Source organism: Actinomadura pelletieri DSM 43383 (genome assembly GCF_003634705.1).
Classification (GTDB): Bacteria; Actinomycetota; Actinomycetes; order Streptosporangiales; family Streptosporangiaceae; genus Spirillospora; species Spirillospora pelletieri.
In genome coordinates this window covers 1,178,790-1,202,380 of the sequence record NZ_RBWU01000002.1, presented here as the reverse complement: position 1 = coordinate 1,202,380, position 23,591 = coordinate 1,178,790, and the positions used below count along the sequence as shown (strand labels likewise).

General features: G+C 69.4%; 18 protein-coding genes, 1 tRNA gene and 1 riboswitch. Of the genes, 11 read left to right on the top strand and 8 right to left on the bottom strand.

The genetic code is table 11. From position 1 onward, the window contains the following. Positions 1 to 41 precede the first annotated feature (41 nt). From BZB76_RS35255 to BZB76_RS12030, 6 genes are all read right to left on the bottom strand, one after another. Positions 42 to 860 (bottom strand): hypothetical protein, encoded by an 819-nt coding sequence (locus tag BZB76_RS35255; protein WP_211342952.1) that lies wholly within the window; start codon positions 858 to 860, stop codon positions 42 to 44. Positions 861 to 1,144: 284 nt separating this feature from the next. Then, positions 1,145 to 1,993: a hypothetical protein gene (locus BZB76_RS12050; protein WP_147449414.1), complete on the bottom strand. Its 849-nt coding sequence runs from the start codon at positions 1,991 to 1,993 to the stop codon at positions 1,145 to 1,147. Positions 1,994 to 2,068: 75 nt separating this feature from the next. Further along, positions 2,069 to 3,379, bottom strand: coding sequence for a HEAT repeat domain-containing protein (locus tag BZB76_RS12045; RefSeq protein ID WP_170180600.1), 1,311 nt, complete (start codon positions 3,377 to 3,379; stop codon positions 2,069 to 2,071). Positions 3,380 to 3,398: 19 nt separating this feature from the next. Then, positions 3,399 to 7,001 (bottom strand): methionine synthase, encoded by a 3,603-nt coding sequence (gene metH, locus BZB76_RS12040; protein WP_121434337.1) that lies wholly within the window; start codon positions 6,999 to 7,001, stop codon positions 3,399 to 3,401. Positions 7,002 to 7,180: 179 nt separating this feature from the next. After that, on the bottom strand, positions 7,181 to 7,555 hold the full coding sequence (locus BZB76_RS12035) for a DUF6221 family protein (RefSeq protein ID WP_147449413.1): 375 nt from the start codon (positions 7,553 to 7,555) through the stop codon (positions 7,181 to 7,183). A gap of 71 nt (positions 7,556 to 7,626) precedes the next feature. Continuing rightward, a complete protein-coding gene (locus BZB76_RS12030) occupies positions 7,627 to 8,790 on the bottom strand; it encodes a glycosyltransferase (RefSeq protein WP_121434335.1) in 1,164 nt (387 codons plus the stop codon). A gap of 69 nt (positions 8,791 to 8,859) precedes the next feature. On the opposite strand from BZB76_RS12030, the gene BZB76_RS12025 reads away from it, so the two are divergent. From BZB76_RS12025 to BZB76_RS12000, 8 genes are all read left to right on the top strand, one after another. Then, a complete protein-coding gene (locus tag BZB76_RS12025; protein ID WP_121434334.1) occupies positions 8,860 to 10,278 on the top strand; it encodes a type I restriction-modification system subunit M in 1,419 nt (472 codons plus the stop codon). After that, positions 10,271 to 11,332 (top strand): restriction endonuclease subunit S, encoded by a 1,062-nt coding sequence (locus BZB76_RS12020; protein WP_121434333.1) that lies wholly within the window; start codon positions 10,271 to 10,273, stop codon positions 11,330 to 11,332. The genes BZB76_RS12025 and BZB76_RS12020 overlap by 8 nt, the downstream gene beginning before the upstream one ends. Positions 11,333 to 11,379: 47 nt before the next feature. Beyond that, positions 11,380 to 11,451: transfer RNA gene (locus BZB76_RS34745), tRNA-Gly, on the top strand. Positions 11,452 to 11,471: 20 nt separating this feature from the next. After that, the gene (locus tag BZB76_RS12015; protein ID WP_246006891.1) at positions 11,472 to 13,634 is read left to right on the top strand and encodes a transcriptional regulator; all 2,163 of its coding nucleotides are present in this window, start codon (positions 11,472 to 11,474) and stop codon (positions 13,632 to 13,634) included. 225 nt (positions 13,635 to 13,859) lie between these two features. Further along, entirely contained in the window at positions 13,860 to 14,378 is a 519-nt protein-coding gene (locus tag BZB76_RS12010; RefSeq protein WP_158581602.1) for an ATP-binding protein, read from the top strand. Next, entirely contained in the window at positions 14,375 to 14,542 is a 168-nt protein-coding gene (locus tag BZB76_RS34740) for a hypothetical protein (protein ID WP_170180599.1), read from the top strand. The genes BZB76_RS12010 and BZB76_RS34740 overlap by 4 nt, the downstream gene beginning before the upstream one ends. A 176-nt stretch (positions 14,543 to 14,718) precedes the next feature. Beyond that, positions 14,719 to 15,765, top strand: coding sequence for a hypothetical protein (locus BZB76_RS34735; RefSeq protein WP_170180598.1), 1,047 nt, complete (start codon positions 14,719 to 14,721; stop codon positions 15,763 to 15,765). A gap of 26 nt (positions 15,766 to 15,791) precedes the next feature. Further along, complete coding sequence (locus BZB76_RS12000) at positions 15,792 to 16,553, top strand: class I SAM-dependent methyltransferase (protein ID WP_158581600.1); 762 nt, start codon at positions 15,792 to 15,794, stop codon at positions 16,551 to 16,553. A 42-nt stretch (positions 16,554 to 16,595) separates the two neighbouring features. Here the strand turns inward: BZB76_RS12000 and BZB76_RS11995 are convergent, their stop codons facing one another. Further along, positions 16,596 to 17,435 (bottom strand): exodeoxyribonuclease III, encoded by an 840-nt coding sequence (locus BZB76_RS11995; RefSeq protein WP_121434329.1) that lies wholly within the window; start codon positions 17,433 to 17,435, stop codon positions 16,596 to 16,598. 279 nt (positions 17,436 to 17,714) lie between these two features. Here BZB76_RS11995 and BZB76_RS11990 point away from each other — a divergent pair, with 279 nt between their 5' ends. Together BZB76_RS11990 and BZB76_RS11980 are read left to right on the top strand one after the other, a co-directional pair. Beyond that, positions 17,715 to 18,878 (top strand): FKBP-type peptidyl-prolyl cis-trans isomerase, encoded by a 1,164-nt coding sequence (locus BZB76_RS11990; RefSeq protein WP_121434328.1) that lies wholly within the window; start codon positions 17,715 to 17,717, stop codon positions 18,876 to 18,878. A gap of 463 nt (positions 18,879 to 19,341) precedes the next feature. After that, positions 19,342 to 21,597, top strand: coding sequence for a transglycosylase domain-containing protein (locus tag BZB76_RS11980; RefSeq protein ID WP_170180597.1), 2,256 nt, complete (start codon positions 19,342 to 19,344; stop codon positions 21,595 to 21,597). A gap of 54 nt (positions 21,598 to 21,651) precedes the next feature. Here BZB76_RS11980 and BZB76_RS11975 read toward each other — a convergent pair whose 3' ends face one another. Then, on the bottom strand, positions 21,652 to 22,029 hold the full coding sequence (locus tag BZB76_RS11975) for a hypothetical protein (protein WP_121434325.1): 378 nt from the start codon (positions 22,027 to 22,029) through the stop codon (positions 21,652 to 21,654). A 49-nt stretch (positions 22,030 to 22,078) separates the two neighbouring features. Next, positions 22,079 to 22,196, top strand: a riboswitch (SAM riboswitch). Between the two features lie 41 nt (positions 22,197 to 22,237). Here BZB76_RS11975 and BZB76_RS11970 point away from each other — a divergent pair. Continuing rightward, a complete protein-coding gene (locus tag BZB76_RS11970; protein ID WP_121434324.1) occupies positions 22,238 to 23,545 on the top strand; it encodes an aminotransferase class V-fold PLP-dependent enzyme in 1,308 nt (435 codons plus the stop codon). The last annotated feature ends 46 nt before the right edge of the window (positions 23,546 to 23,591 follow it).

Here is a 23,591-nt window from a genome sequence, read left to right as displayed (position 1 = left end):
CCCGACCGCCCAGCCAACTGGCGTTGACCCCACCGGTGGGATCAGGTGACGAGTTGCTCCACGTCGTCGATGAACACGGCCCGCCGAATCCACCGCTCAAGCTCGGCCTGATCCCTGCAGCCGCGGATGCGCTGCATGTCCGGGTCCGGAGGACGAAGGTCGCGAGCCCAAAGAAGGCGGAACAGCACCGTCTGCATACCGCCTAATTCGCCGCGCCAGAGCCCATCCGACAGGCCGGTCCACAAACCTTCGCACCAATGCCCCTCGGCGTGGTCTTCCATCCAATTCCCGGGCCGGGGACGGACCAGCCTGGGTGTCACCGCTTTCTGGAGGTCCACCTCGAAGAGTTCCTCGGCGGCGTCGATGAAGCGAACGCGCTCCACCCAGCGCTCCAGTTGCTCATGATTCGTGCAGTTCAGGATACGTTCCCGGAGTGCGTGGGAGACGTCGAGCCCGCGGGCGTCCACGATGATGAGCACACCCTTCGCCAGCCCCCTCGCCTTGCCTCTGCGGTGGCCCCGAATCAGGCCGTGCACCTTACCGTTGGACAAATGCTGCCTGGCGAAATCAGAATGCCAGCGCAACCTCCCGTTGTACCTTCTGCTGAACAGGCCATCTCTCTTCTCGCTGGGCACACTCAGAAGGTCTTCGGCGATGTCGATAGTGCCCGCGCGCTTGATCCAGCAGTCCAGCTGCTCAGTGTCCGTGCAGCCGGTGATACGCTCGCGAACCTCATCGGGAACCGCCACGCCACGCCCTTCGAGCACAAGCAGAATCGCTCTCGCCTTGCTCGCAGCCTCACTTACGGCGATGTGCGACTTGACCTGCTCTAACTCCCGTTCGTAGTCCTTGATATCCACATTGACCTCTAAGAACGCTCAGGCTCGAAGAGACCTTCGACGTTGTCGATGACCGCGGCGCGCCTGAGCCAACCGTCAAGCCGGTCGACGTTGGTGCAGCCCATGACACGCTCGCGGAAATCGTTGGGAACGGCGATGCCATGCGCCTCCAAGACGACCAGGAGCGCTCGGCCTCACCCTCGGCACGTCCTTCGGCTCTGCCCCGGGCGATGTGGGACTTGGCGAAGTCGGACTGCCACTCGTAGTTCTTAGAGGTCCACATTGACCTCTAAGAACGTGCAGCCTTAGTCGAGCAGGTCTTCCGCCTTGTCGACGACGCCCGCCCGCCTGACCCAGCGCTCCAGCTGCTCCGTGTCCGTGCAACCAGTGACGCGCTCGCGAACGTCATTGGGAACCTCCACGCCACGCCCTTCGAGCACAAGCAGAATCGCTTTCGCCTCGCCTTCGGCGATGTGGGTTTTAGCCCACTTTGACTGCCACTCGTAGTTCTTGAGGTCCACGGTTTTCTCCATGAGTTCGCGGGCGGCATCAGAGAGCTGTGCTCTCATGACGTCATAGTACATACGGTAGGCGGGGTCCATTCCGAATCCGAGAGCCACGGCTGCGGCGTCCAAGACGGCTTCGCCATCTGGACCGTCGGCGTAGTGAGGGGCGCTCAGGGCGGCGAGTTCGGGGACCTTGCGAGCTGCCTCGACGTCCGTGATGGGCGGGAGCATTCCGGGGTAGAAGGTCAGCGGCTTGAGCACCCATCCGGGATGTCCCATGCGGATCGGTGCCTCGCAGGCCCTGGCGGTGGACTGGTTGGGGCAGATGACCAGCAGGGTCACCGGGCACTTGTGGCGGAGCCGCAGCGAGGCCAGGTAGGCGGGCCAACTCAGAGCCTTGTGGCCGTCGTAGCGCAGTTGCGACTCCACGATGATGCCGTGGACGTAGCCTCCAGTTGGATCCTCCAGCATGACGGTGGCGTCGCAAAGCAGCTCGGTCGGTCTTATGTTCGTGTGATTCTCCGAGCCCAGCTTGGCCGCTCTTCCTTCAGGTAGCTCCAGGCCGAAGACGGCTCGCAGCATGTCGGGAGCGAACTGCGGCCGGGCGCGGACCATATCCAGCGGCAGCTCGTGTTCGAACGTTGGCACGAGAGAAGACTATAAGTAATGGGATGGTCACGTAGTGTTTTCGACCGCTTTAGCAAACAGAAGTTCGAGGGGGCGTCAGATCTCCACTGCTCCGCGGGGGTGGCCGTGTTGGCGGCCGCAGGCCGTGAGGGCTAGGAGGGCTTGGCCCTGGACGGTGGTTTGGGGGCCTAGGGCGGACGGGTCGACGGAGGCACGGGCCGCGAAAAGGGTCGAGTGGCAGTCGTCGGGGATGGAGAGGGCCTTTTTGACCTGGTTGTAGCGGGCCTGGAAGGCGGCGTTGTCGCCGATGTCGATGCCGTCGAAGGCGTCCTCGGGGAAGCCGTCGATGTGCGGGAGTAGGTAGCCGTCCTCGGCGGGGTGGGCGCCGATCTGGTCGTCGGGGTCGAAAATGTCGTAGTAGCGGATGATCTCGCCCTTCTCGGCGACGCACCAGGCCGTCCATTCGTCGCCGCAACTGGCGCCGTACCAGTGGACGGTTCCGAGGCGGCGGCTGAGGTCGCGGCAATGGCCGAGGACCCTTTCGGTCTCGATGTCCTCGTGAGGGTCCAAGGGGTCGCCGAACAGGAGCGTCCAGCCGTCCAGGAGTGGGGTGACGTAGACGCGGGAGCATTGGGTGTGGTCACGGCCCCAGGCGTGGTGGTCGTGGTTCCAGGCGAGCGCGCCGAGCCGCATCGTGACCGGTTCGGGGTCGGACAGGTCGAACGCGTCGAGGACGGCCTGTCGGTCGTCGGTGGGGACGGCGAACCAGGTGCCGCACAGGTGCATGGGTTCGGGGGTCTCGGTGGCGGTCTTGTAACGAATGAGGCGTCGGATGAGGGCCTGGTCGCGTTCGTCCAGTGCCGAGGGGCCGCCGACGTCGGCGAGGGCGATCAGGGCTTGGCGGCGGGCGCGGGTGCCGCGGGAGCGGCGGACCTCGTGGAGGAGGGGTAGGACGTCGGGGCCGATTTCCTGGAGGGCCCAGCGGACGCGTTGGCGGATGTCCTTGTCCGGGTCGTCCAGCAGTGCGATCAGATCGGGGGCGTAGGGCAGGGCGGCCGTGCCCTTGAGCTGGAGGACGTAGGCGGTGCTGTCGCGCACCTTGGGGTTGGGGTGTCGCAGGCCGGGCACGAACGCCGACAGGTCGTCGATCTCCAGGCCGCAATGGGCCCACCCGCAGCGGCGGGCCACCTCGGCGGTGGGGGCCGTCGCCATGGCCTCGACCAGGGGTTCGAGGGCGGGTAGGCCGATGCGGCGCAGGACCACGGCGCTCGTGCCCCAGTCCACGGGTGAGTCCTCGTCGCAGAGGACCTCCAGGACCGGGGCGACGGCGGCGGCGCCGAGGGCGACCAGGGCGTCGGACGCGGGGCGGGGGTCGGGTCCGGCCAGTTCGGTGATCAGTTTTTCCACGAAGTGGATGATTCCAGGATCACTCCGGGTCGTAGGCGAGGTTCGGGGCGAGCCAGCGTTCGACCTCGGGGACGGGGAGTCCGCAGCGGGCGGCGTAGTCCTCGATCTGGTCCTTGCCGACGCGTCCGACCGTGAAGTAGCGGGACGACGGGTGCGCGAAGATCAGGCCGCTGACGCTGGCGGCGGGGGTCATCGCGAACGACTCGGTGAGCTTCATGCCGAGGCGGCCCGCGTCCAGCAGGTCGAACAGGGTCTGCTTGAGGCTGTGGTCGGGGCTCGCCGGGTAGCCGAGCGCGGGGCGGATGCCGCGGAAGCGTTCGGCGTGCAGGTCCTCCAGTGCGGGGTCGGCGTCCGGTTCGAACCAGGCGCGGCGGGCCTCCAGGTGGACGTACTCGGCGAACGCCTCGGCGAGCCGGTCGGCCAGGGCCTTCACCATGATGGCCTTGTAGTCGTCGTTGTTCTCCTCGTACTTGGCGGCGAGGTCCTCGGCGCCGAGGATCGTCACGGCGAAGCCGCCGAGGTGGTCGCCCGAGGGGGCGATGTAGTCGGCGAGGCAGCGGTTGGGGCGGCCCTCCGGCTTGGCGGTCTGCTGGCGCAGCATCGGGAAACGGGCCTGCGGCAGGACGATGTCGTCGCCCTCGGAGTGCGCGGGCCAGAAGGCGTAGGCGCCCTGGGCCTCGAAGGCGTTGTCGGCGATGATCTGGTCGAGGAGTTCGTTGCCCTCGTCGAACAGTTCGCGGGCGACGGGCTGGTCGAGGATCGCCGGGTACTTGCCCTTCAGTTCCCACGCGAGGAAGAAGAACTGCCAGTCGATCATCTCGCGGATGGTCGACAGGTGGGGCCGGACGACGCGGACGCCCGTGAAGTCGGGGGTCGGCAGGTCACCGAAGTCGACCCTCTCGGGGTTCGCGCGGGCCCGGCCGAGGGTGAGGAGCGGGCTGCGCTGCTTGGTCGCGTGCTGCTCGCGGAGCCGTTCCTGTTCGGCGCGGTTCGCGGCGTCGAGGGCGGCGGCGCGGTCCTCGTCGAGCAGGTCGGAGACGACGCCGACGACACGGGAGGCGTCCAGGACGTGCACGGTCGTCGCGTCGTAGGCCGGAGCGATCTTCACGGCGGTGTGCTGCCTGGACGTGGTCGCGCCGCCGATGAGCAGCGGGAGTCGCAGGCCGCGGCGTTCCATCTCGGCGGCGACGGAGACCATCTCGTCCAGGGACGGGGTGATCAGCCCGGACAGGCCGATGGCGTCGGCGTTCTCCGCGATGGCCGTGTCGAGGATCTTGGCGGCGGGGACCATGACGCCGAGGTCGACGACGTCGTAGTTGTTGCAGCCGAGGACGACCCCGACGATGTTCTTGCCGATGTCGTGCACGTCGCCCTTGACGGTCGCGAGGACGATCTTGCCCTGGCCGCGGTCGCTCGTGACGCGTCCGGCGCGCAGGGCCTCTTCCTTCTCCTTCTCCATGAAGGGTTCGAGGTAGGCGACGGAGCGCTTCATCACGCGGGCGCTCTTGACCACCTGCGGGAGGAACATCTTGCCGGAGCCGAACAGGTCGCCGACGATCTTCATGCCGTCCATCAGCGGGCCCTCGATGACGTCGAGGGGACGGGCGGCCTGGGCGCGGGCCTCCTCGGTGTCGGCCTCGATGAAGTCGATGATGCCGTGGACGAGGGCGTGGGAGAGGCGCTCGGCGACGGGCGCGTCCCGCCACGACAGGTCGACCTCGCGGGCGGTGCCCTTGCCCTTGACGTTCTCGGCGAACGCGACGAGCCGGTCGGTCGCGTCGGGACGGCGGTCGAACAGGACGTCCTCGACGAGTTCGAGGAGATCGGCGGGGATGTCCTCGTAGACGGCGAGCTGGCCGGCGTTGACGATGCCCATGTCGAGACCGGCGCGGACGGCGTGGAACAGGAACGCCGAGTGCATCGCCTCGCGGACGATCTCGTTGCCGCGGAAGGAGAACGACAGGTTGGAGATGCCGCCGCTGGTGCGGGCGCCGGGGCAGCGTTCCTTGATGAGCGGCAGCGCGTCGATGAACGCCTTGGCGTAGCCGTTGTGCTCGGAGATGCCGGTGGCGACGGCGAGGACGTTGGGGTCGAAGATGATGTCCTCGGCGGGGAATCCGGCCTTGCGGGTGAGCAGGTCGTAGGCGCGCGCGCAGATCTCGACCTTGCGTTCGGTGGTGTCGGCCTGGCCCGTCTCGTCGAACGCCATGACGACGACGCCCGCGCCGAAGTCGCGGATGCGGCGGGCCTGCTCCAGGAACGGGCCCTCGCCTTCCTTGAGGCTGATGGAGTTGACGACGCCCTTGCCCTGGACGGCCTTCAGCCCGGCCTCCAGCACCGACCAGCGGGAACTGTCGACCATGATCGGGATGCGGGCGACCTCGGGTTCGGTCGCGATGAGGTTCAGGAACGTCGTCATCTCCCGCTCACTGTCGAGCAGGTCGGCGTCCATGTTGACGTCGAGGAGGTTCGCGCCGCCGCGGACCTGTTCGAGCGCCACGTCCACGGCGGCCTGGTGGTCGCCCGCCTCGATGAGGTTGCGGAACTTCTTGGAGCCGGTGACGTTGGTGCGTTCGCCGATCATGACGAAGCCGGTGTCACGGCCGATCTCGAACGGTTCGAGGCCGCTGAAGCGGGGCGCGGGCGTGGGCGTCGGCACCGTGCGGGGGGTGGTGCCACGGACGGAGTCGGCGATGCGGGCGATATGGGCGGGGCCCGTCCCGCAGCAGCCGCCGACCGCGTTGACCAGGCCGGACGTGGCGCACTCGGCGAGCTTGCGGCTCATCTCCTCGGGAGACTGGTCGTAGCCGCCGAACGCGTTCGGGAGACCGGCGTTCGGATAGAAGGCGACGAAGGTGTCGGCGACCCGGGCCAGTTCCTCGACGTGGGAACGGTTCTCCTCCGCGCCGAGCGAGCAGTTCAGGCCGACGGCGGTGGGTCCGGCGTGCTCGACGGAACGCCAGAACGCCTCGGGGGTCTGGCCGGAGAGCGTCCGTCCGCTCAGGTCGACGATCGTCACCGAGATCCACAGCGGCAGGTGCGGGGCGACCTCGCGGGCGGCGGCGATCGCGGCCTTCGCGTTCAGCGTGTCGAAGATCGTCTCGATGAGGAGGAAGTCGACGCCGCCCTCGGCCAGACCCGCGATCTGCCCCGCGTAGGCGTCCTTGACCTGGTCGAACGTGACGGCGCGGTAGGCGGGGTCCTCGACGCGGGGCGACAGGGACAGCGTGACGTTGAGGGGGCCGACGGAGCCGGCGACAAGGCGTCCGCCGAACTCGTCGGCGGCCTGGCGGGCCAGCCGGGCGCCCCGCACGTTCATCTCGTGGACGAGGTGTTCGAGGCCGTAGTCGCCCTGGCCGATGCTCGTCGCGGTGAACGTGTTCGTGGTGGTGATGTCGGCCCCGGCGTCGAGGTACTGCCGGTGGACGTCCAGGATCACGTCGGGACGGGTGAGGTTCAGCAGGTCGGGGTCGCCGGTGACGTCCTTCGGGTGGTCGTCGCCGATGCGGTCGCCGCGGTAGTCGGCCGGGGTGAGCTTCGCGCCCTGGAGCATCGTGCCCCAGGCGCCGTCGAGGACGGCGATACGGTCGTCCAGCAGCTCACGGAGTTTGTTCTCGGTCATTTCAGGCACCTCCCAGTGACGTGGGAGGCGCCCTTGTCACGTACCGGAGATCGGGGCCGAGCGTGGCGGGCTCTCGCCCGTTGCAGCGCCTCTCGGCTCCCCCAACGAGATTACAGGGCCATGGTCCGATGTGTCAGGCCCGTTCCGCAATGCCGGCCGATCGGGTCGTCGCGGGCCGGTCAGGGACGCCATTCGTCCTGGTAGGCGGGGTGGGCGGCGTGTGGAAGGGCGAGCAGGCGCAGCACCGATTCGCGGGCGGCGTGGGCGGCTTCGAGTTCCGGGGTCCGGTGGCCCTGGTCGATGATCCAGCTCTCCTTCTCGTAGTCGTCGACGATCTGACGGGCGGCCGCGACCTCGCGCAGTGTCCGGGCCGGGTCGTGGCGGGCGATGTGCTCGACGTAGGCCTGGTTCTCCGCCGTCGCGACGAAAGTGGGGTCTTCGGCGTCCACGGCGACGCTGCCGGACGGTTCGGCCGTCCATGAGGAGGCGGCGCAGGCCCGCGCGAGCTGCTCGTCCTTGGCCAGCCGGTCACGGAGGAACTCCACTAAGTCCATGCGGCCATCCTGCACAGCGCGGGTTCCGATGGCTCTTCGACCGTTCCGAAGACTGAAACGGGCCAGGTGGTTCAGGGCGGGGACGGCGCCGTCCGGCCCTTCCAGGCGCCGCCCTCGCCCGCGTGGTGCCTGCGGGCCGAGTCGATGGTCATGGCCGCGTAGAGGACGGCGACCAGGGGCAGGGCCGGGGCGCGAAGAGGTGAGAGGCGGTAGTGGCGGAGCATGGGCGTGTACGTGGCCGCCATGATCGTCCAGGCGAGGAGGCCCGCCGTGGCGGGGAGCGCGGCGTCGGCGGCGCCGACCGCGAGGCCGGTCAGGCCCGCCAGGGTCGCGGCGGGCGGCACCGCGTACATCAGGAGCAGGACGAGGACCGTGCCCGCCAGCAGCGCCGGTGAGCGGCGGAGCTGCACGTAGGCGCTGCGGGCCACCATCGTCCACAGGTCGGCCAGGCGGGGGTAGGGGCGGCGGCTGACGACGTCGCGGCTCAGATCGAGGCGGCAGCGCCCGCCGCCGCGTTTGACCAGACGTCCGAGCGCCACGTCGTCGATGAGCGCGCCGCTGATCGCTTCGAGTCCGCCCGCGCGGGCGAGGACCGCACGGCGGACGAGCATGCAGCCGCCCGCCGCGGCGGCGGTGCGGGCCCCGTCACGGGCGACACGGCGGAACGGGTAGAGCTGCGCGAAGAAGTAGACGAACGCCGGGACGATCACCCGTTCCCATCCGGTGCGGGTGCGGAGCGTCGCCATCTGCGACACGAGATCGCGGCGGCCGGACAGCGCGGCCCGGACGAGCCTGGTCACGGTGCCGGGCGCGTAGGCGATGTCGGCGTCGGTGAACAGGAGGAACTCCGGTTCGCCCGCCGCGCGGACGCCCTCCGACATCGCCCACACCTTGCCCGCCCAGCCAGCGGGACGTTCCGTCGCCCGGACGACATGGAAAGTCGGGGCGCCGCCCGCGAGGCGTTCGGCGGTCTCGGCGGTTCCGTCGCTGCTCGCGTCGTCGACCAGGACCACGCGGAAGCGGCCCGGATAGTGCTGTCCGAGAAGGGTCGGCAGCGTTTCGGGTAGGACGGCCGCCTCGTCGCGGGCGGGGACGACGGCGACCACGTCCGGCCAGGCGGGCGGGTCCGGGGCCGGCGGAAGCCCCGGGCCGGGCGCCCAGAAACGGCCGTGGCCGAGGGCCAGGTACAGCCAGCCCGTCAGCGCCGCCAGCGCGAGAACGCCCAGGACCACCACGTTCGGCAGCTTCGCACCACGCCGTGCCGTCCGTCCAACGACCGCGCCCGAGCGCGCGAGAATCAGCGCATGAACCCTGAGCCGGACCTCAAGGAGATCCTCTGGAAGGCCGCCGACAAACTGCGCGGTTCCGTCGACGCGGCGCACTACAGAGACTTCGTGCTCGGGCTCGTGTTCCTCAAGTACGTGTCGGACGCGTCCGGCGAGGGTGCCTTCCGCGTGCCGGAGGGGGCCCGGTGGACGGACCTCGCAGCGGGGTCCGGTGCGGAGACGATCGGGATGCGCGTCGACGCGGCGATGGACGCGGTCATGCGGGCGAACCCCCCGCTCTCCGGTGTGCTTCCGCGGCTTTTCGGACGGGACGAGGTGGACCAGCGGCGCCTCGGGGAACTGGTCGCCCTGATCGGTGACGTGCGTTTCGGTGGGGACGATCGCAGGTCGGCGCGTGACGTTCTCGGGGAGGTCTACGAGTACTTCCTGGAGAGGTTCGCGCGGGCCGAGGGGAAACGCGGCGGGGAGTTCTACACGCCGTCCAGCGTGGTGAAGGTCCTGGTCGAGATTCTGGAGCCGTTCAGGGGGCGGGTGTACGACCCGTGTTGCGGTTCGGGCGGGATGTTCGTGCAGGCGGAGAAGTTCGTCCTCAGCCACCGGGGGCGCCTCGACGACATCGCCGTCCACGGGCAGGAGGCGAACGAGCGCACCTGGCGGCTGGCGAAGATGAACCTGGCCGTTCACGGCATCACCGGCGACCTCGCCGGCCGGTGGGCCGACACTTTCTACGAGGACGCGCATCCGACGCTCCAGGCCGATTTCGTGCTCGCGAACCCGCCGTTCAACGTGTCGGACTGGTACCGGGACGAGAACGACCCGCGCTGGCGCTTCGGTGTCCCGCCCGCCGGAAACGCCAATTTCGCGTGGATGCAGCACATCGTCGCGAAGCTCGGCCCCACCGGGGTCGCGGGGGTGGTGATGGCCAACGGGTCGATGTCGTCCAGGCAGTCCGCCGAGCGCGCCATTCGCGCGGCGCTGGTGGAGGCGGACCTCGTGTCGTGCGTCGTCGCGTTGCCCGGTCAGCTCTTCCGGAGCACGCAGATACCCGCGTGCCTTTGGATACTCGACAAGGGAAAGGCGCTGCGGAACCAGGTTCTGTTCATCGACGCGCGGGCCATGGGAACGATGATCGACCGGAGGGAACGCGTCCTGTCGGACACCGATGTCGGCGCCATCGCGGGCGCGTACCGTTCCTGGCGCGATCGCGCGTACTCGGACGTGCCGGGGTTCTGTTACTCGGCCGGGTTGGACGAGATCCGCACCCATGACCATGTCCTCACCCCGGGCCGTTATGTCGGCGCCGCCGAGACCGATCCCGGAGAGGAGCCCGCCGCCGACCGTGCCGAGCGCCTCACCAAGGAACTCTTCGCGCAGTTCGAGGAGTCGGCGCACCTCGACCAGGTCGTTCGGGCGGAACTGGGACGGCTGAATGGGTGACGCGGCTTCGAGGCTGTTGGGCGACCTCGTCGACTTCGCCAACGGCAAGGCGAAACCGTCCGGTGGCGGCGGCGCGTACACGGCCTATGGCGCCAACGGTGTCATCGGCCGGACCGGACTTTCCAACGCCGACGCCCGCACCACCATCGTCGGACGTGTCGGGTCGTACTGCGGAGCCGTCCATTACAGCCGTGACCGGTGCTGGGTCACCGACAACGCCATCATCGCCACCGCGAAAGAGGGCGTGAACCCGCGCTATGTCTACTACCTGCTCAAGAGACTCGACCTGAACCGGTACCGCATCGGATCGGGCCAGCCGCTTCTCACCCAGAGAATTCTGAGCCGTCTCGCCGTGGCGCCCGCGGCACGCGCGGAGCAGGACTCGGCGGCGTCGCTTCTCGGCGCCCTCGACGACAAGATCGCCGTGAACGACCGCATCGCCGACCTGGCCGACCAGGTCGTTCGCGCCCGCCACGAGGAACTGGCCGCCACGGCGACGGAGTCGATCCGCATCGGAAGTCTGGGGTCGCCGGTGACGTCGAACGTCCCCGCCGGGCGGATACGCGCGGACGAGAACTACATCGCGCTGGAGCACATGCCGAAACGGCACATGTGGCTTTCGACCTGGACGGCCGCGTCCGCTTCGACGAGCGCGAAAAGGCGTTTCGAATCCGGTGATGTGCTGTTCGGGAGGCTCCGCCCCTACTTCCACAAGGTCGGTCTCGCGTTCGTCGACGGTGTGGCGTCGACCGACATTCTCGTCGTCCGGCCGGAACGGGACGCCCACCGGAGTTGGCTTCTGGCGGCGCTGTCGAGCGACGACGTGGTGGCGCACGCGTCGGCCGTCTCCGAGGGCACGCGAATGCCGCGCGCCAAATGGCCGGACATCGCCGCCTACGAGGTTCCCTGGCCCGGCGACGACCGCGTCCGCCGGTTCGACGAGCTGGTGAGGCCGCTGGTCATGAGGGTCGAAGCCGCCATGACCGAGAACAGGATCCTGGTGGATCTCCGCGACACGCTCCTGCCCGTCCTGATCCCGAGAGCGGTTCAATAAATGCGTTGCGAACCGCGTTGGCGACCTTTACCGTCAATTGTCGACGACAGCGTGTAGCTCAACAGTAGAGCACCGGGCTTCCTACCCGGAGGGAGCGGGGGCGGCACCCGCCACGCTGGCTATGAACAAAGAAGTCAAGGTGAATCCCGCCTACGCGGGCGGGCAACTCGCCAAAGCGCTCGTCACGGCCATGGACCATGAGGACTCGGCGACGCGCAAAAGGGCCGAGCAGAGGGTCAGGCGCTGGCAAAGCGTCATCTCGGGAATGGAGGACGGTTCCCTGGACATCGGTTCCAGGACGCCCGTCAAAGGTCTCCCGGCCTGGGTGACCCCCGAGGTCGTTCGCGGCGGATTCGCCACCGGGAACGCGGCCGCCGGAGGGCCCCTCGCCGACGACGAGCGGCAGCTCGCGCGTCGCCTCGGCCTGGCCGACAAGAATCGGCGCGAACTCTTCGCCCATCACCTGACGGACGCCGGCCTCAGGGAACTGCATTCACGTCTCGACAGCGGGCGCTACGACATCGTTCTGCCCGAGGAGGCGGCGCTGCTCGTCGTCGCCTGGCTGCTGCGCGCCGGTGACCGGAACGGGGCCCTGGACGTCCTTGAGGCCATCGGCCCGTTCGCGGATCGGCTGCGGTTCCTGCCACGACCTGGAAAGGCGCCCACCGACTCGTCCCTGGTGTGCCGGGAGACGGTCGGGCAGGTCAGGGAGCGGCTCAAGGCCAGGCGTCCCAACACCGACGTGGCGAAGATGAACGAGGCCCTTTCGGTGTGGAATCCGTTCGCGGACGAACTGCTCGCCCATTGGCTGAGGACCGTCCGGGACGGGCGGGTGCTCGCCGAGATCCCCGAGGGTTGGCGCGAGGACGGCGCCGAACTGCTCGCCCGCTACACGAAGCTCGCCCGGAAGCACGGGCTGTGCGGCAAGCACCGCAGGCCGCGGGAGAACATCGCCATTCTGCGGACGTCCCTGGAGAACGTTCTCGCCGGGCTGCCGCCCTCCCGGCTGTTGCAACGCTCCATCGACGCGATGGTCGCGAAGCGCGGAACACCGGGCTCGGCGGGGCACACGGCGCTGCGCGAGGAGCAGGCGGCCCTCGCCGCCCGGCCCACCCACCACGCGCTGGCGCAGACCGTGGCGGCGCGGCTGGCCGACGTTCCGCAGGACGCGGGCGTCCCGTCCGTCGACGCCTTCGTCGCGCCCGTCGTGGACGGCGACGTTCGCACCGAGGTGCCCGAGCCGGTGCGGCGCGTCGTCGAGAACGTCCTGGAGGCGCCGGTCAGTACGCTCGTCGAGCGCGGCGTCGTCCCGTCGGCGGAGGTGTTGGCGCAGCTCGTGCCGCAACTGGTGGCGTCGACGACGGCACTGTCCTACCCCGATTCCGCGTTGCGTCGGCTGATGGCCGCCGTCTACCGGGCGTTCCGGAACCGGCGGTCGCTGCTGCTCCTCAACCTGGAACATCAGGTGCGGATGAGTGAACTGCCCTGGGTGCGGGCCGTCGAGAGGCACCGCCGCCGGGCGGACGAGGCCGCGAGGCAGAACGCGCACGCCACGCTGGCGCAACTCGGCGAGCTGACCCTGAGCGGTTTCCCGGGCAGCGTCGTGCCCAACCCGATGGTCGCCGAGTTCGACGCGCTGGCCCGCCGGGCGGAGCTGCGGGTGCCGTTCGTGGAGGAACTCGCCGCCGACATCTTCATGGGCACGTTCACGCCGAAGTTCCTCATCGCCGCCCAGCTCGCGGGCGACCTTCTCGAAGACTCGCTCTACGACCGGTACTACGCCGTCGACTACGCGGCCGTCCGTGCGCTGAGGAAGGGGTTCGACCGGCTCTGCCGCCAGCGGACCGAGGACGTCCGGGGTTGGTCGGTCGCCGCGAACGGAATGGTGATCGAACAGGCGCAGATCCTGACCACGCACAATCTCGCCGTGCTGGTCGACCCGATCGGCGTCGACCCCGCGGACGGCTGGGACGGACTCGCCCGCCAGGCCTTCGGCGTCACCTGCCGCCTGGTCCGCAGGGTGCAGGGGAACCGGCGTCCGCTCCGCACCGTCAAGGACGCCGCCTACGCGTGGCGGCAGACGGTCTTCTTTTTGTCGCTGTGCGGGCTGAAGGAGCAGATCGCCGTCGTCGCGTGGATGCAGGACGAGTTGGACCGGCAGCCCGCGCACACCGTCCGGCGGCTCGACCCCGTCCTCGCCGGGCTCCGGCACGTGCTCACCGGCGGTGACCTGGACGGTCCCAACCCGCACGGTCGCCGCTTCCTCGGCTGGACGCTCGGCAAGCACTGGATGGTGATATGACACAGACCACATCATGGAAAATCACCGAGAGCGACGACGACGTGAGCGGACGGTAAGGGTTCGCAGCGTGCGGTAGGGCTCTTGCATGCGTGCAAGCGTTGGTGACTGTGCAGAGCGCGGTGCGTCAGAGTGTGTGTTGTCTCACTTCCACGTCCGCACTTCGACCAGGCCGAAGAACACATGTTCGCATACAGCCCGACACGGAGACGTGAAGCCAACACCGCCATGAACTCATCAGACGCGTGGTCCGGGACTCCCGTGCTCGTACCGGCCCCCGCACCCTCGTTGGAGCTCGGAATTCCGTCCGCCTGGAACAACGGCAAGTCGTCCGGGCGCCTCATCGGGGAACTCGATCTCGCCGCGACCCCCGCCGCGGTTCGGCTCGCGAGAACCTATGTCAGGGAACTCGTCGGGCAGCACTTCGGCGCCGACCGGTCCGAGCTCCGCGACCTCGAACTGCTCACCAGTGAGGCCATGACCAACTCGGTCCTGCACGCGCGCCCGCGTCAGGACGGGACCATCACGCTTTCCGTCATGCACATCGACCGGTACGTCCGGGTCGAGGTCGCCGACGGGGGCGCCGCGCTCGGACGTCCGCGCGGCGTGCAGGAGCCACTGCCAGTACACGGGCGGGGGCTCCAGCTGATGAAGGCGCTCGCCACCGATTTCGGCACCCACCGGACCAAGAACGGAGCCACGTTCTGGTTCGGGGTGGGCGTCCGGGAAGGGTGGCGACTGCCGTGACGCAGGGGCCGGCGCCGAGCATCGCCCACCGGGCGGAGCTCGACCCGCGGGAGGGCGAGGCGGACGCCCGCGGAACGCTCGACGCGCCGGCCCCCGGCATCGCCCCGTTCGTCCAGGTGTACAGGGGCTTCCTGGACGGCACGGCGGCGGGAGCCTCCCGATGACCGAGAGGTGTCCCGCGCGCCTTTCGCTCCGCCACGGGACCGGAAGGGTGTGACGGCCGGTCATGATCGCCGTCATCGACGAAAGAACGACGGAAATATCCTCCGTCGGCTCGCGCGAAAGGCCGGGTGCTTCGCTACGATCGAGGCGCCAACCCGTGCCACATCTAGGGCGAGCGATGACCCCGGACGGCGAGCCGAAGTCCCTCTCCGAGATCACCAAGGACATGGGCCTCAACATGTCCGACGTCGCGGCCTTCTCCGGCCTCGACGAGAGCACCGTGTTCAGGCTCTGGGACAATGTCGAATGGCTCGACCGCGTCAGCGGTCGATCACTCCAGAGCCTCATGTCGTCCATACCCGGCATCGCCGAGTACTCGCAGGCGCACTCCGTGCGGAAACGCCGCGACGTGCTCCTCGGCCACCTGCGCGCCGAAGGGCTCATCGTCGACCTGGAGGCCCTGGAGAACTCACCGGTGCCGCAGCCGCACCTGCTGAACGCCCTTGAGGCGGCCCTGTGCATCGTCCGCGGTGAGCCGACGCAGAAGACGTCGTCCTTCATCGCCCGTTTCTGGGGACGCGAACAGGACCGCGCCCTGGAACTGGTCTATTCGGACGAGCCGGGTCGGGGAATTCTGCGCGACCCGCAAATCCTTCGCGAGTCGTCCATCGATCTGGCGCCGCGGCTGAACCGTAAGACGTACTCCTTTCATTCGATCCTGGCCGTCAACGTCATTTCGCACCAGGTCAGCAAGGTCAGCGACGGAATCGAGGCCGATCTCGGCACGGAGGGCCCGGCCCGGCAGACCGCGTTCACGACCCGCGGCGTCGTCATGGGCTCTCTGATCAGCTCCAACGACATCGAGCTGGCGGAGAAGTACCACCGGGAGCTGATGGCGACGCCGGTGTACCGCGCGCTGGAGGAGTGGGCCTTCCCGACCTACACCCGGGACGGCCGCCTCAGCAGCGACTTCACCCTGCCGAGCTCCCTGTCGCTGCGCAACACGGCGACCGAGGTGTTACGCGAGATCGCCGTGTACAACGACGCCTACTTCTACTACCTGGTGTCGACGTACATTCCGCTCGCGCTGAACCGCGACCTCGCGTTCGGCGGCAGGCTCGCCGAGCTGATCCAGGCGCTGGAGCTACGCGGGATCGACTGCCAGGACAGACGGATCAGACAGACCTGCAACACGCTGGTTCGGCGACTCAAGAGCATCGTCTGAACCGGCTTTGGAGATTGGGGAGCCGGGTGGAGGACACCGCCGAGGTCATCGCGAGTCGGACGCTGGAGAGATGGGAGGCGAACGCGGACTACTGGGTCAAGGTCATCAGGGAGGGCCGCGACCGGTACCGGACCGAACTGACCGACGCCGCCGTCCTCGACGCCATCGGCCCCTGCGCGGGCCTGCGCGTCCTCGACGCGGGCTGCGGCGAGGGCTACCTGTCCCGGCGACTCGCCGGTGACGGCGCCGACGTCGATGGCGTCGACGCCTGCCAGAGCTTGATCGACGCGGCGAACGCCTACCCGTCCCCGCCCGGGGCGGCGCGGTTCGTCTGCGCCAGCGTCGACGATCTGCCGTTCGAGGACGACGTCTACGACCTGATCGTCTGCAACCACCTGTTCAGCCATCTGCCCGACCCGACACACGCGCTGCGCGAGTTCGCCCGGGTCCTGAAGAGCGGCGGACGGCTGATCCTGCTGACCCTGCACCCCTGCTTCTACGTGCACCACTCCGAGCGGGGCGCGCGGGACAGCGTCCCGGCGACGCAGTACTTCGGGGCCCGCGGGATCGACCAGCGATTCCTCGTGGACGGGCTGGAGTCCCCGTCCATGATCACTTCATGGCTCCGACCGCTGGAGTTCTACGCTGGAACGCTCCGAGACGCGGGTTTCGTCATCGCGGACCTCCGCGAACCGCACCCCACCGAGGAGCAACTCCGCGACGACCCGTGGTGGCGCCAGGGATTCCCCACCGCGATCTTCATCCTGCTGACCGCGGAGCTTCGCTAGGCGCGCGCCGGGTCCCAGGCGGGTGTCAGGTCTGGGCGGGTGTCAGGTCTGGGCGGGTGCGGGGTCGAGGTCCACGACCACCGGGGCGTGGTCGGACGGGCCCTTGCCCTTGCGCGCCTCCCGGTCGACGTACGCCGACCGGACGCGCGCGGCCACGTCCTCGCTCGCGTAGAACAGGTCGATGCGCATGCCCATGTTCTTGTGGAACGCGCCGGCCCGGTAGTCCCAGTAGGTGAAGGGGTGCGGGCCCTTCATGGGGGTCGGCACCACGTCGTGGAGGCCGACCGCCCGTAGGTCGGCGAGCGCCTGGCGTTCGGGCGGAGTGACGTGGGTCGAGTCGGCGAACACGGCCGGGTCCCACACGTCGTCGTCGGTGGGGGCGACGTTGTAGTCGCCGCACGCCACCAGCGGCGTGCCGGTGGCCAGTTCGGTGGCGAGGGCCTCGCGGAGGGCCGCGAACCACTCGAGCTTGTAGACGTAGTGGGCCGAGTCGGGGGTGCGGCCGTTCGGCGCGTACAGCGACCACACCCGGACACCGCCGCACGTGGCGCCGATCGCCCGGGCCTCCGGGGTCAGCACGACGGGCTCGGTCAGCTTGAGCTGGGGCTCCTCGGCGGCGCCCGCGTAGACGGGTTCGCCGGGGAATCCGGTGGAGACGTCCTCGACGCCGACCCTGGACAGGATCGCCACGCCGTTCCACCGGCCGTCGCCCCGCACGGCGGCGGTGTAGCCGAGTTCCTCGACCTCGGCGGCCGGGAACCGGTCGGCCCGGCATTTGGTCTCCTGGAGGCAGACGACGTCGGGTTCGTGCTCGTCCAGCCAGGTGAGAAGGCGCGGCAGCCGGGCCTTGACGGAGTTGACGTTCCAGGTAGCGAGGCGCATCCTCCAAGCCTGCCACCGCGGGGTGACGAGAGGACGTGATCGCGGCCTCGGACGGGGGTATCCTGGCGGCCCCCCGCCGTCCGGCGCGCGGCCCCACGGGGCCGGGTGACCGGTAGATTGCGGGTCGGCTCCGTCCCGGTCACACGGCGCCACGCACGGCCGCGTGACCGATAGATTGCGGGTCGGCCGTTTTTGCGTGGTTTTCACGCTGTGCTTAGACCCGCCCTGGAAGGGTGGTCCCGTTCGTGATGTCGTCGAACCCGGAGCGAGTGAGGAAACATGTCCGAGGATGACAAGCCCGGGGGCAAACCGGCGATCAAAGCGAAAGCCAAGATCCCGAACGCCAAGAACATTCGCAGCCCCGAGTTCACCCCGCACGGCATCAGCGCCGGGCGCGGCAGCGGCCTGAGCCGGCGGTCCACGCCGTCCGCGCTGACCGCGAAGAAGGCCCGCCAGCGGCGGATGATGATGATCGCGGGCGCGGTGGCCGTCGCGGTGGCGGTCGCGGGCGTGATCGTGTGGTGGGCGAACCGGCCCGGTCCCAAGATCGAGGTGTCCGGGAAGTTCGGGGTCGAGCCCAAGGTCAAGATCCCCACCGATCTCGCTCCCGCGGGTGAACGCAAGGTGACGGTGCCGATCAGGGGCACCGGCCAGAAGATCGCGAACGGTGACACGCTGTTCGCCCAGTACACCTTCTACCAGTGGTCGAAGGACAAGGACGTCGAGGACAGCTCCAAGAAGAGCAAGAACAAGCAGATCGGCTCGTCCTACCAGCAGGAGGCGCAGGGGCAGCCGACGCGGCCGCTCATCGTCGGCAAGAGCGGCATCAAGGGCTTCGACCAGGGCATGGTCGGTCAGACCAGCGGCAGCCGGGTCGTGTTGCAGATCCCGCCGTCGCAGGGCTTCGGCAAGGAGGCCGAGCAGCTCGGCCTCGCCCAGACAGACTGGGTCGTGTTCGTCGTGGACATCCAGGCCGTCGTCCCCAAGAACACCTCCCCGCAGGGCGTCAAGAAGCCGCTCAACGACAAGAAGCTGCCGAAGGTCGAGGATCAGGGCGCCGGGAAGGCCCCCAAGGTCACGATCCCGAAGGACGAGGACGCGCCGGACAAGCTCCAGGTCAAGACCCTCGTCGAGGGCACCGGCCCGGCGCTCGCCAAGGGCGACGAGGCGGTCGTCCACTACCAGGGCAGGATCTGGAAGACCGGCAAGGAGTTCGACTCCAGCTGGGCGGGCGAGGCGCCGTCCAAGTTCGCGGTCGGCACCGGCGCGACCGTGCCCGGCTTCGACAAGGGCCTCACCGGCGCCAAGATCGGCAGCAGGCTGCTGCTGATCCTGCCGCCGAAGGAGGGCTACGGCGAGAAGGGCAACCCCCAGGCGGGCATCAAGGGCGATGACACCCTCGTGTTCGTCATCGACGTCATCGACAAGATCAAGAAGAAGTGAGGCGGGCGCGGCACGGCCGCGCGACCCCTCACTGGACCAGCCGAGCGGCGGGAACCCGGACGGGTTCCCGCCGCTCGGCGTTTCGGGAAGTCCGCGGTGCGACGTCCGTCACGACAACCTGAGTGGCGTATTGCCCGTCCTCCTAAAGGGAAGCCTCAGGACTGTGCATTGGGCGGCCCGTCCCACCTACGCCCTCAGGTATCGTCGGTCACGCATTCATCACGGGGGGCTTGTGAGCAACGGAAGGAAGGGTCCGGACGGCGCGGAGCACACCGGGTCACAGCGGGTAGACCTGCGGAAAGATCGGGACGTGCCACCGGACGGCGAGGACGGCGCCGGCACCGCCACGCTGACGGAACAATCGGAAAAATCCACACAAGACGCGGAATTCACTCGCGGGGACGACAGATCTCGGAACGGCGACAAGGGTTCCATCGAAGCCGCGAGGGGCGATACTCGAACCATGCGCGCCGTCCGGTCCGAGCGAGAAGAGCCACCGCCCGGACGCGGCAACGGCGGACGTGACGGCGGGCGTGACGGTAGGCGTGACGGCGGGCGCGGCGGCGGGGGGCGCGGCGGCGGTAAGGGCCCGCGCAAGCCCCGGAGCCGAAGGTCGCGGTACCTGCGCCGGGCGCTGTTCCTGCTTCTCGGGTTCATCGGCTTCTTCATCGCCGCGTTCGGCATCGCCTACCTGTTCACGCCGGTGCCGTCACCGCAGGAGCAGGCGATCGCGCAGGGCCCGACGTTCTACTACTCCGACGGGAAGACGCAGATCGCCAAGACGGGCGTCAACCGGGACGCGGTCAAGCTCGACCGGATCCCGGAGAGCACCCGCGACGCGGTGATCGCGGCGGAGAACCGCAGCTTCTACGGCGACCCCGGGGTGTCGGTCGCCGGGACGACGCGGGCCTTCTGGTCCACGGTGACGGGACGCCAACTCCAGGGCGGGTCGACGATCACCCAGCAGATGGTCCGCAACTACTACGGCGGCATCGGCAAGGAGGTGTCGGTCACCCGCAAGCTCAAAGAGATCATGGTGTCGTTGAAGGTCGGGCGGGAGAAGTCCAAGGACTGGATTCTGGAGCAGTACCTCAACACCATCTACTTCGGCCGCGACGCCTACGGGGTGCAGGCCGCCGCCAAGGCCTACTACGGCAAGGACGTCTCGAAGCTGACCCCCGCGGAGGGCGCCTACCTCGCCGCCGCGATCCAGCAGCCCAGCAAGTTCTCCGACCCCACGGGCGCGCAGCGCGCCTCCGCCGAGCAGCGCTGGCGCTCCGTACTGAACAACATGGTGCGGGACGGCTCCCTGACGTCCGCCGAGGCGTCGTCGATGACGTTCCCGGCGCCTCGCAAGCAGCACATCACCGACATCCTCAAGGGCCAGAAGGGCTACATGGTCAACGTGGCCAAGAAGGAGCTCATCGAGCGCCGTGGCTACAGCGAGGACGAGCTCAACCGCAGCGGTCTGAAGATCACCACGACGTTCGACCGGCGGTTGATGGACGCGCTGCGCCGCTCGGTGAACCAGAACACCCCCGAGGGAATGAGCACGAAGATCCGGACGGGCGCGGTGTCGGTCGACCCGTCCACCGGGCAGGTTCTGGCGTTCTACGGGGGTCGCGGCTATCTGGAGGAGGCGCTGAGCAGCTCCTTCGGCGACTGGGCGCAGTCCGGGTCGGGGTTCAAGCCGATCGCGCTGGCCGCCGCGCTGGAGGACGGCAAGACCCTCGGCTCCGTCTACGACGGAAGCTCACCGCAGTACTTCAACGGCAAGGCGCTGAAGAACAACGACAACGAGAACTTCGGGATGGTGAACCTCGTCACCGCCACCCAGCGTTCGATCAACACCGCGTATGTGAACCTCGGCCAGGACATCGGCAACGAGAAGATCGTCGAGATGGCCGTGAAGATGGGCATCCCCCGGTCGCAGATGAAACCCGAGCAGCGCGCCGCCGCCTCGCTCCCGCTCGGCATCGTGTCGCTGCATCCCGTCCAGCAGGCGGGCGTGTACGCGACGTTCGCGTCCGAGGGCGTCCACCGGCAGCCGTTCGTGGTGAAGGCCGTCACCGACGACGAGAACCACAAGCGCACCTTCGCCGAGGAGGGCGAGCGGGCCCTCGACGAGCAGAACGCGCGCGACGCCACGTACGCGATGCAGCAGGTCGTCCGCGCCGGTACCGGAACCGGCGCGCAACTGCCGGACGGCCGGGACGTCGCGGGCAAGACGGGTACGACCGACGAGGGCCGCGCGATCTGGTTCAACGGCTTCATCCCGCAGATGGCGACGTCGGTGGCGATGTTCCGCAGTGACGGTAAGCCGCTGAACATCCCCGGCTACGGCGCGTTCGGCGGTCAGCTCCCCGCGCAGATCTGGCGGACGTACATGAGCGACGCCGTGAACATCAAGGGATATGAGCCGGAGTCGTTCGGTTCACCGTCGACGCGGCCGGGCGGCGGCTGGGGCACCCCTTCGGAGGGCGACGAACCCGACGAGCAGGAGACGCCGGACTCCGACGGGCCGTCCGACCCGCCGCCGTCCGGCCCCGACGAGCCCGACTTCCCGACGCCGCCGACGGATCTGCCGACCATCCTGCCGCCCGATCCCGGCGGCGACGGTGGTGGCGGCGACCCCGGCGGAGGTGACGGCGGGGACGGCGGCGATCCCGGTGGAGGCGGCGGAGACCCCGGCGGAACCGTTCCCGGCGTCCCCGGCTGACCGCGACCGCATGAGCGTCCGCCAGAGTGCCCTTCCGGGCGCTCTGGCGGACGCTCAGCAGGCCTTGCCGACGCGGGTGGGGGCTTCCCTCATGACGGTGTCGAGTTGCGCCACATCGCCGGTGCCGACGGCCGGGGCGGCGGCGCGGAGTTGGCCGGCCTCGGCCGTGAGCGCCTTCTTCAACTCCTCGTCGTCCGTCTCCTTCGCCAGCGCGTCGAGCCGTCCGGCGAGCTGCTCGGTCGCCTGCCGCCAGCGTGCGGGCTCGGCCGCCGGGATGCTCTTCACCTGGGTCATGTACTGCTGGAACGCCTTCTTGGTGTCGGTGCAGACCTGGGCGGAGTCGCCGCCCAGCGTGCCGCAGCCGCCGAGCAGACCGGACGCGAAGAGCGCCACCACGCCTCCGGCCAACGCCCGTACGCCACCGTGTCCCATCGGTTCCTCCACTTGATCCCCGTCCGGCCCCGCATATAATTCCGCACTAGGTCATGAGCGTCAGCGTCAAGCCCCGGCTCGCTGGCCGGCAACCCTTCGTCCGCGACGGGGTGCCCCGGGAGAAGACCTGGCCGGACGCCGTATCCGCGTTCCGGCAAGCGCGGATCCCGGCGGATGTTCCGGGGTCCCTGACCCGGAAGGTGCTGGTATGCGCACGTCGCCCACCCGTCTCGTTCCCCCTGCCCGCTCCCACGTCCCGACTGCTGTGACGCACGCCGGGGAGGTCCCGGTTCACGATCTTCCCCGCGTCGTCGGCGCGGACGTCCCGGTCCCGATCCGGGGCGGCGGGCACGTCCCCTACGCCAACCTCGACCACGCGGCCAGTTCCCCCTGCCTGGAGGCGGTGCACGAGGCCATCACCCGCGCGCTGCCGTACTACAGCAGCGTGCACCGCGGGGCCGGCCACCTGTCGCGTGTCACGACCGACGCGTACGAAACGGCGCGCGAGACCGTGCGCGCGTTCATCGGCGCCTGGCGCCGTTCCGCCGTCGTGTTCACCCGCAACACCACCGACTCGATGAACCTGCTCGCGCACGCCGCGCCCACCGGGACCAGCGTCGTCGTCTTCGAGACCGAGCACCACGCGAGCCTGCTGCCGTGGAAGCGGGCCGTGCGGCTGCCCGCGCCCGCCACCCCCGCCGAGGCCGTGTCCGCCGCCGACCGGGCGCTGCGCGAGTCCCCGATCGGGCCGCGGCTGCTCGTGGTGACCGCCGCGTCCAACGTCACCGGGGAACTGTGGCCGATCGAGGAGCTGGCGCACGTCGCCCGGCGGAACGGCGCCCGCATCGCGGTGGACGCGGCGCAGCTCCTCCCGCACCGCCCGATCGACATGACCGCCCTCGGCCTCGACTACCTCGCGTTCTCCGGGCACAAGCTGTACGCGCCGTTCGGCGCCGGGGTCCTCGCCGGACGCGCCGACTGGCTCCGCGCCGCCGACCCGTACCTGAAGGGAGGCGGTGCCAGCGCGTCGGTCGGGCGCACGACCCGGTGGGCGGCGTCCCCCGAACCCCGGCACGAGGCCGGAACCCCGAACGTGCTCGGCGTCATCGCGCTCGCGGCCGCCTGCGAGACCCTGTCGGCCCGCTGGGACGCCGTGGCCGCCCACGAGGAGGCGCTGGTGACGCGCCTGCGGTCGGGCCTCGCGGCACTCGCGCCCGTCCGCGAACTGTCCCTGTGGGGCGAGCGCGCGCCGCGCGTCGGGATCGTGTCGTTCACCGTGGACGGGTGGAACGCCCGGGACGTGGCGCTTACGCTGTCGGAGGAGTACGGCATCGGCGTCCGGGACGGAAAGTTCTGCGCCCACCCCTTCGTCCGGCATCTGCTGGGCGGGGACGACGCGACCCATGACACGGCCGTCCGCGCCGGGCTCGGCATCGGGACGAGCGAGGAGCACGTCGACCGCCTCCTCACCGCCCTCGCCGAGCTGACCTGCACCGTCGCCCGTGCCGCCGGATGACGATGCCCGATGGCCCGGTTCGCCCCTGTAGCGTAGGCAGTCGCGC

Coding starts and splice junctions, on each gene's coding strand:
- BZB76_RS11970 (WP_121434324.1), top strand. CDS start 22,238: ATGCGCACGTCGCCCACCCGTCTCGTTCCCCCTGCCCGCTCCCACGTC.
- BZB76_RS12010 (WP_158581602.1), top strand. CDS start 13,860: ATGAACTCATCAGACGCGTGGTCCGGGACTCCCGTGCTCGTACCGGCC.
- BZB76_RS12020 (WP_121434333.1), top strand. CDS start 10,271: ATGGGTGACGCGGCTTCGAGGCTGTTGGGCGACCTCGTCGACTTCGCC.
- BZB76_RS11995 (WP_121434329.1), bottom strand. CDS start 17,435: ATGCGCCTCGCTACCTGGAACGTCAACTCCGTCAAGGCCCGGCTGCCG.
- BZB76_RS34735 (WP_170180598.1), top strand. CDS start 14,719: ATGACCCCGGACGGCGAGCCGAAGTCCCTCTCCGAGATCACCAAGGAC.
- BZB76_RS11990 (WP_121434328.1), top strand. CDS start 17,715: ATGTCCGAGGATGACAAGCCCGGGGGCAAACCGGCGATCAAAGCGAAA.
- BZB76_RS12035 (WP_147449413.1), bottom strand. CDS start 7,555: ATGGACTTAGTGGAGTTCCTCCGTGACCGGCTGGCCAAGGACGAGCAG.
- BZB76_RS11975 (WP_121434325.1), bottom strand. CDS start 22,029: ATGGGACACGGTGGCGTACGGGCGTTGGCCGGAGGCGTGGTGGCGCTC.
- BZB76_RS12025 (WP_121434334.1), top strand. CDS start 8,860: ATGAACCCTGAGCCGGACCTCAAGGAGATCCTCTGGAAGGCCGCCGAC.
- BZB76_RS11980 (WP_170180597.1), top strand. CDS start 19,342: ATGCGCGCCGTCCGGTCCGAGCGAGAAGAGCCACCGCCCGGACGCGGC.
- metH (WP_121434337.1), bottom strand. CDS start 7,001: ATGACCGAGAACAAACTCCGTGAGCTGCTGGACGACCGTATCGCCGTC.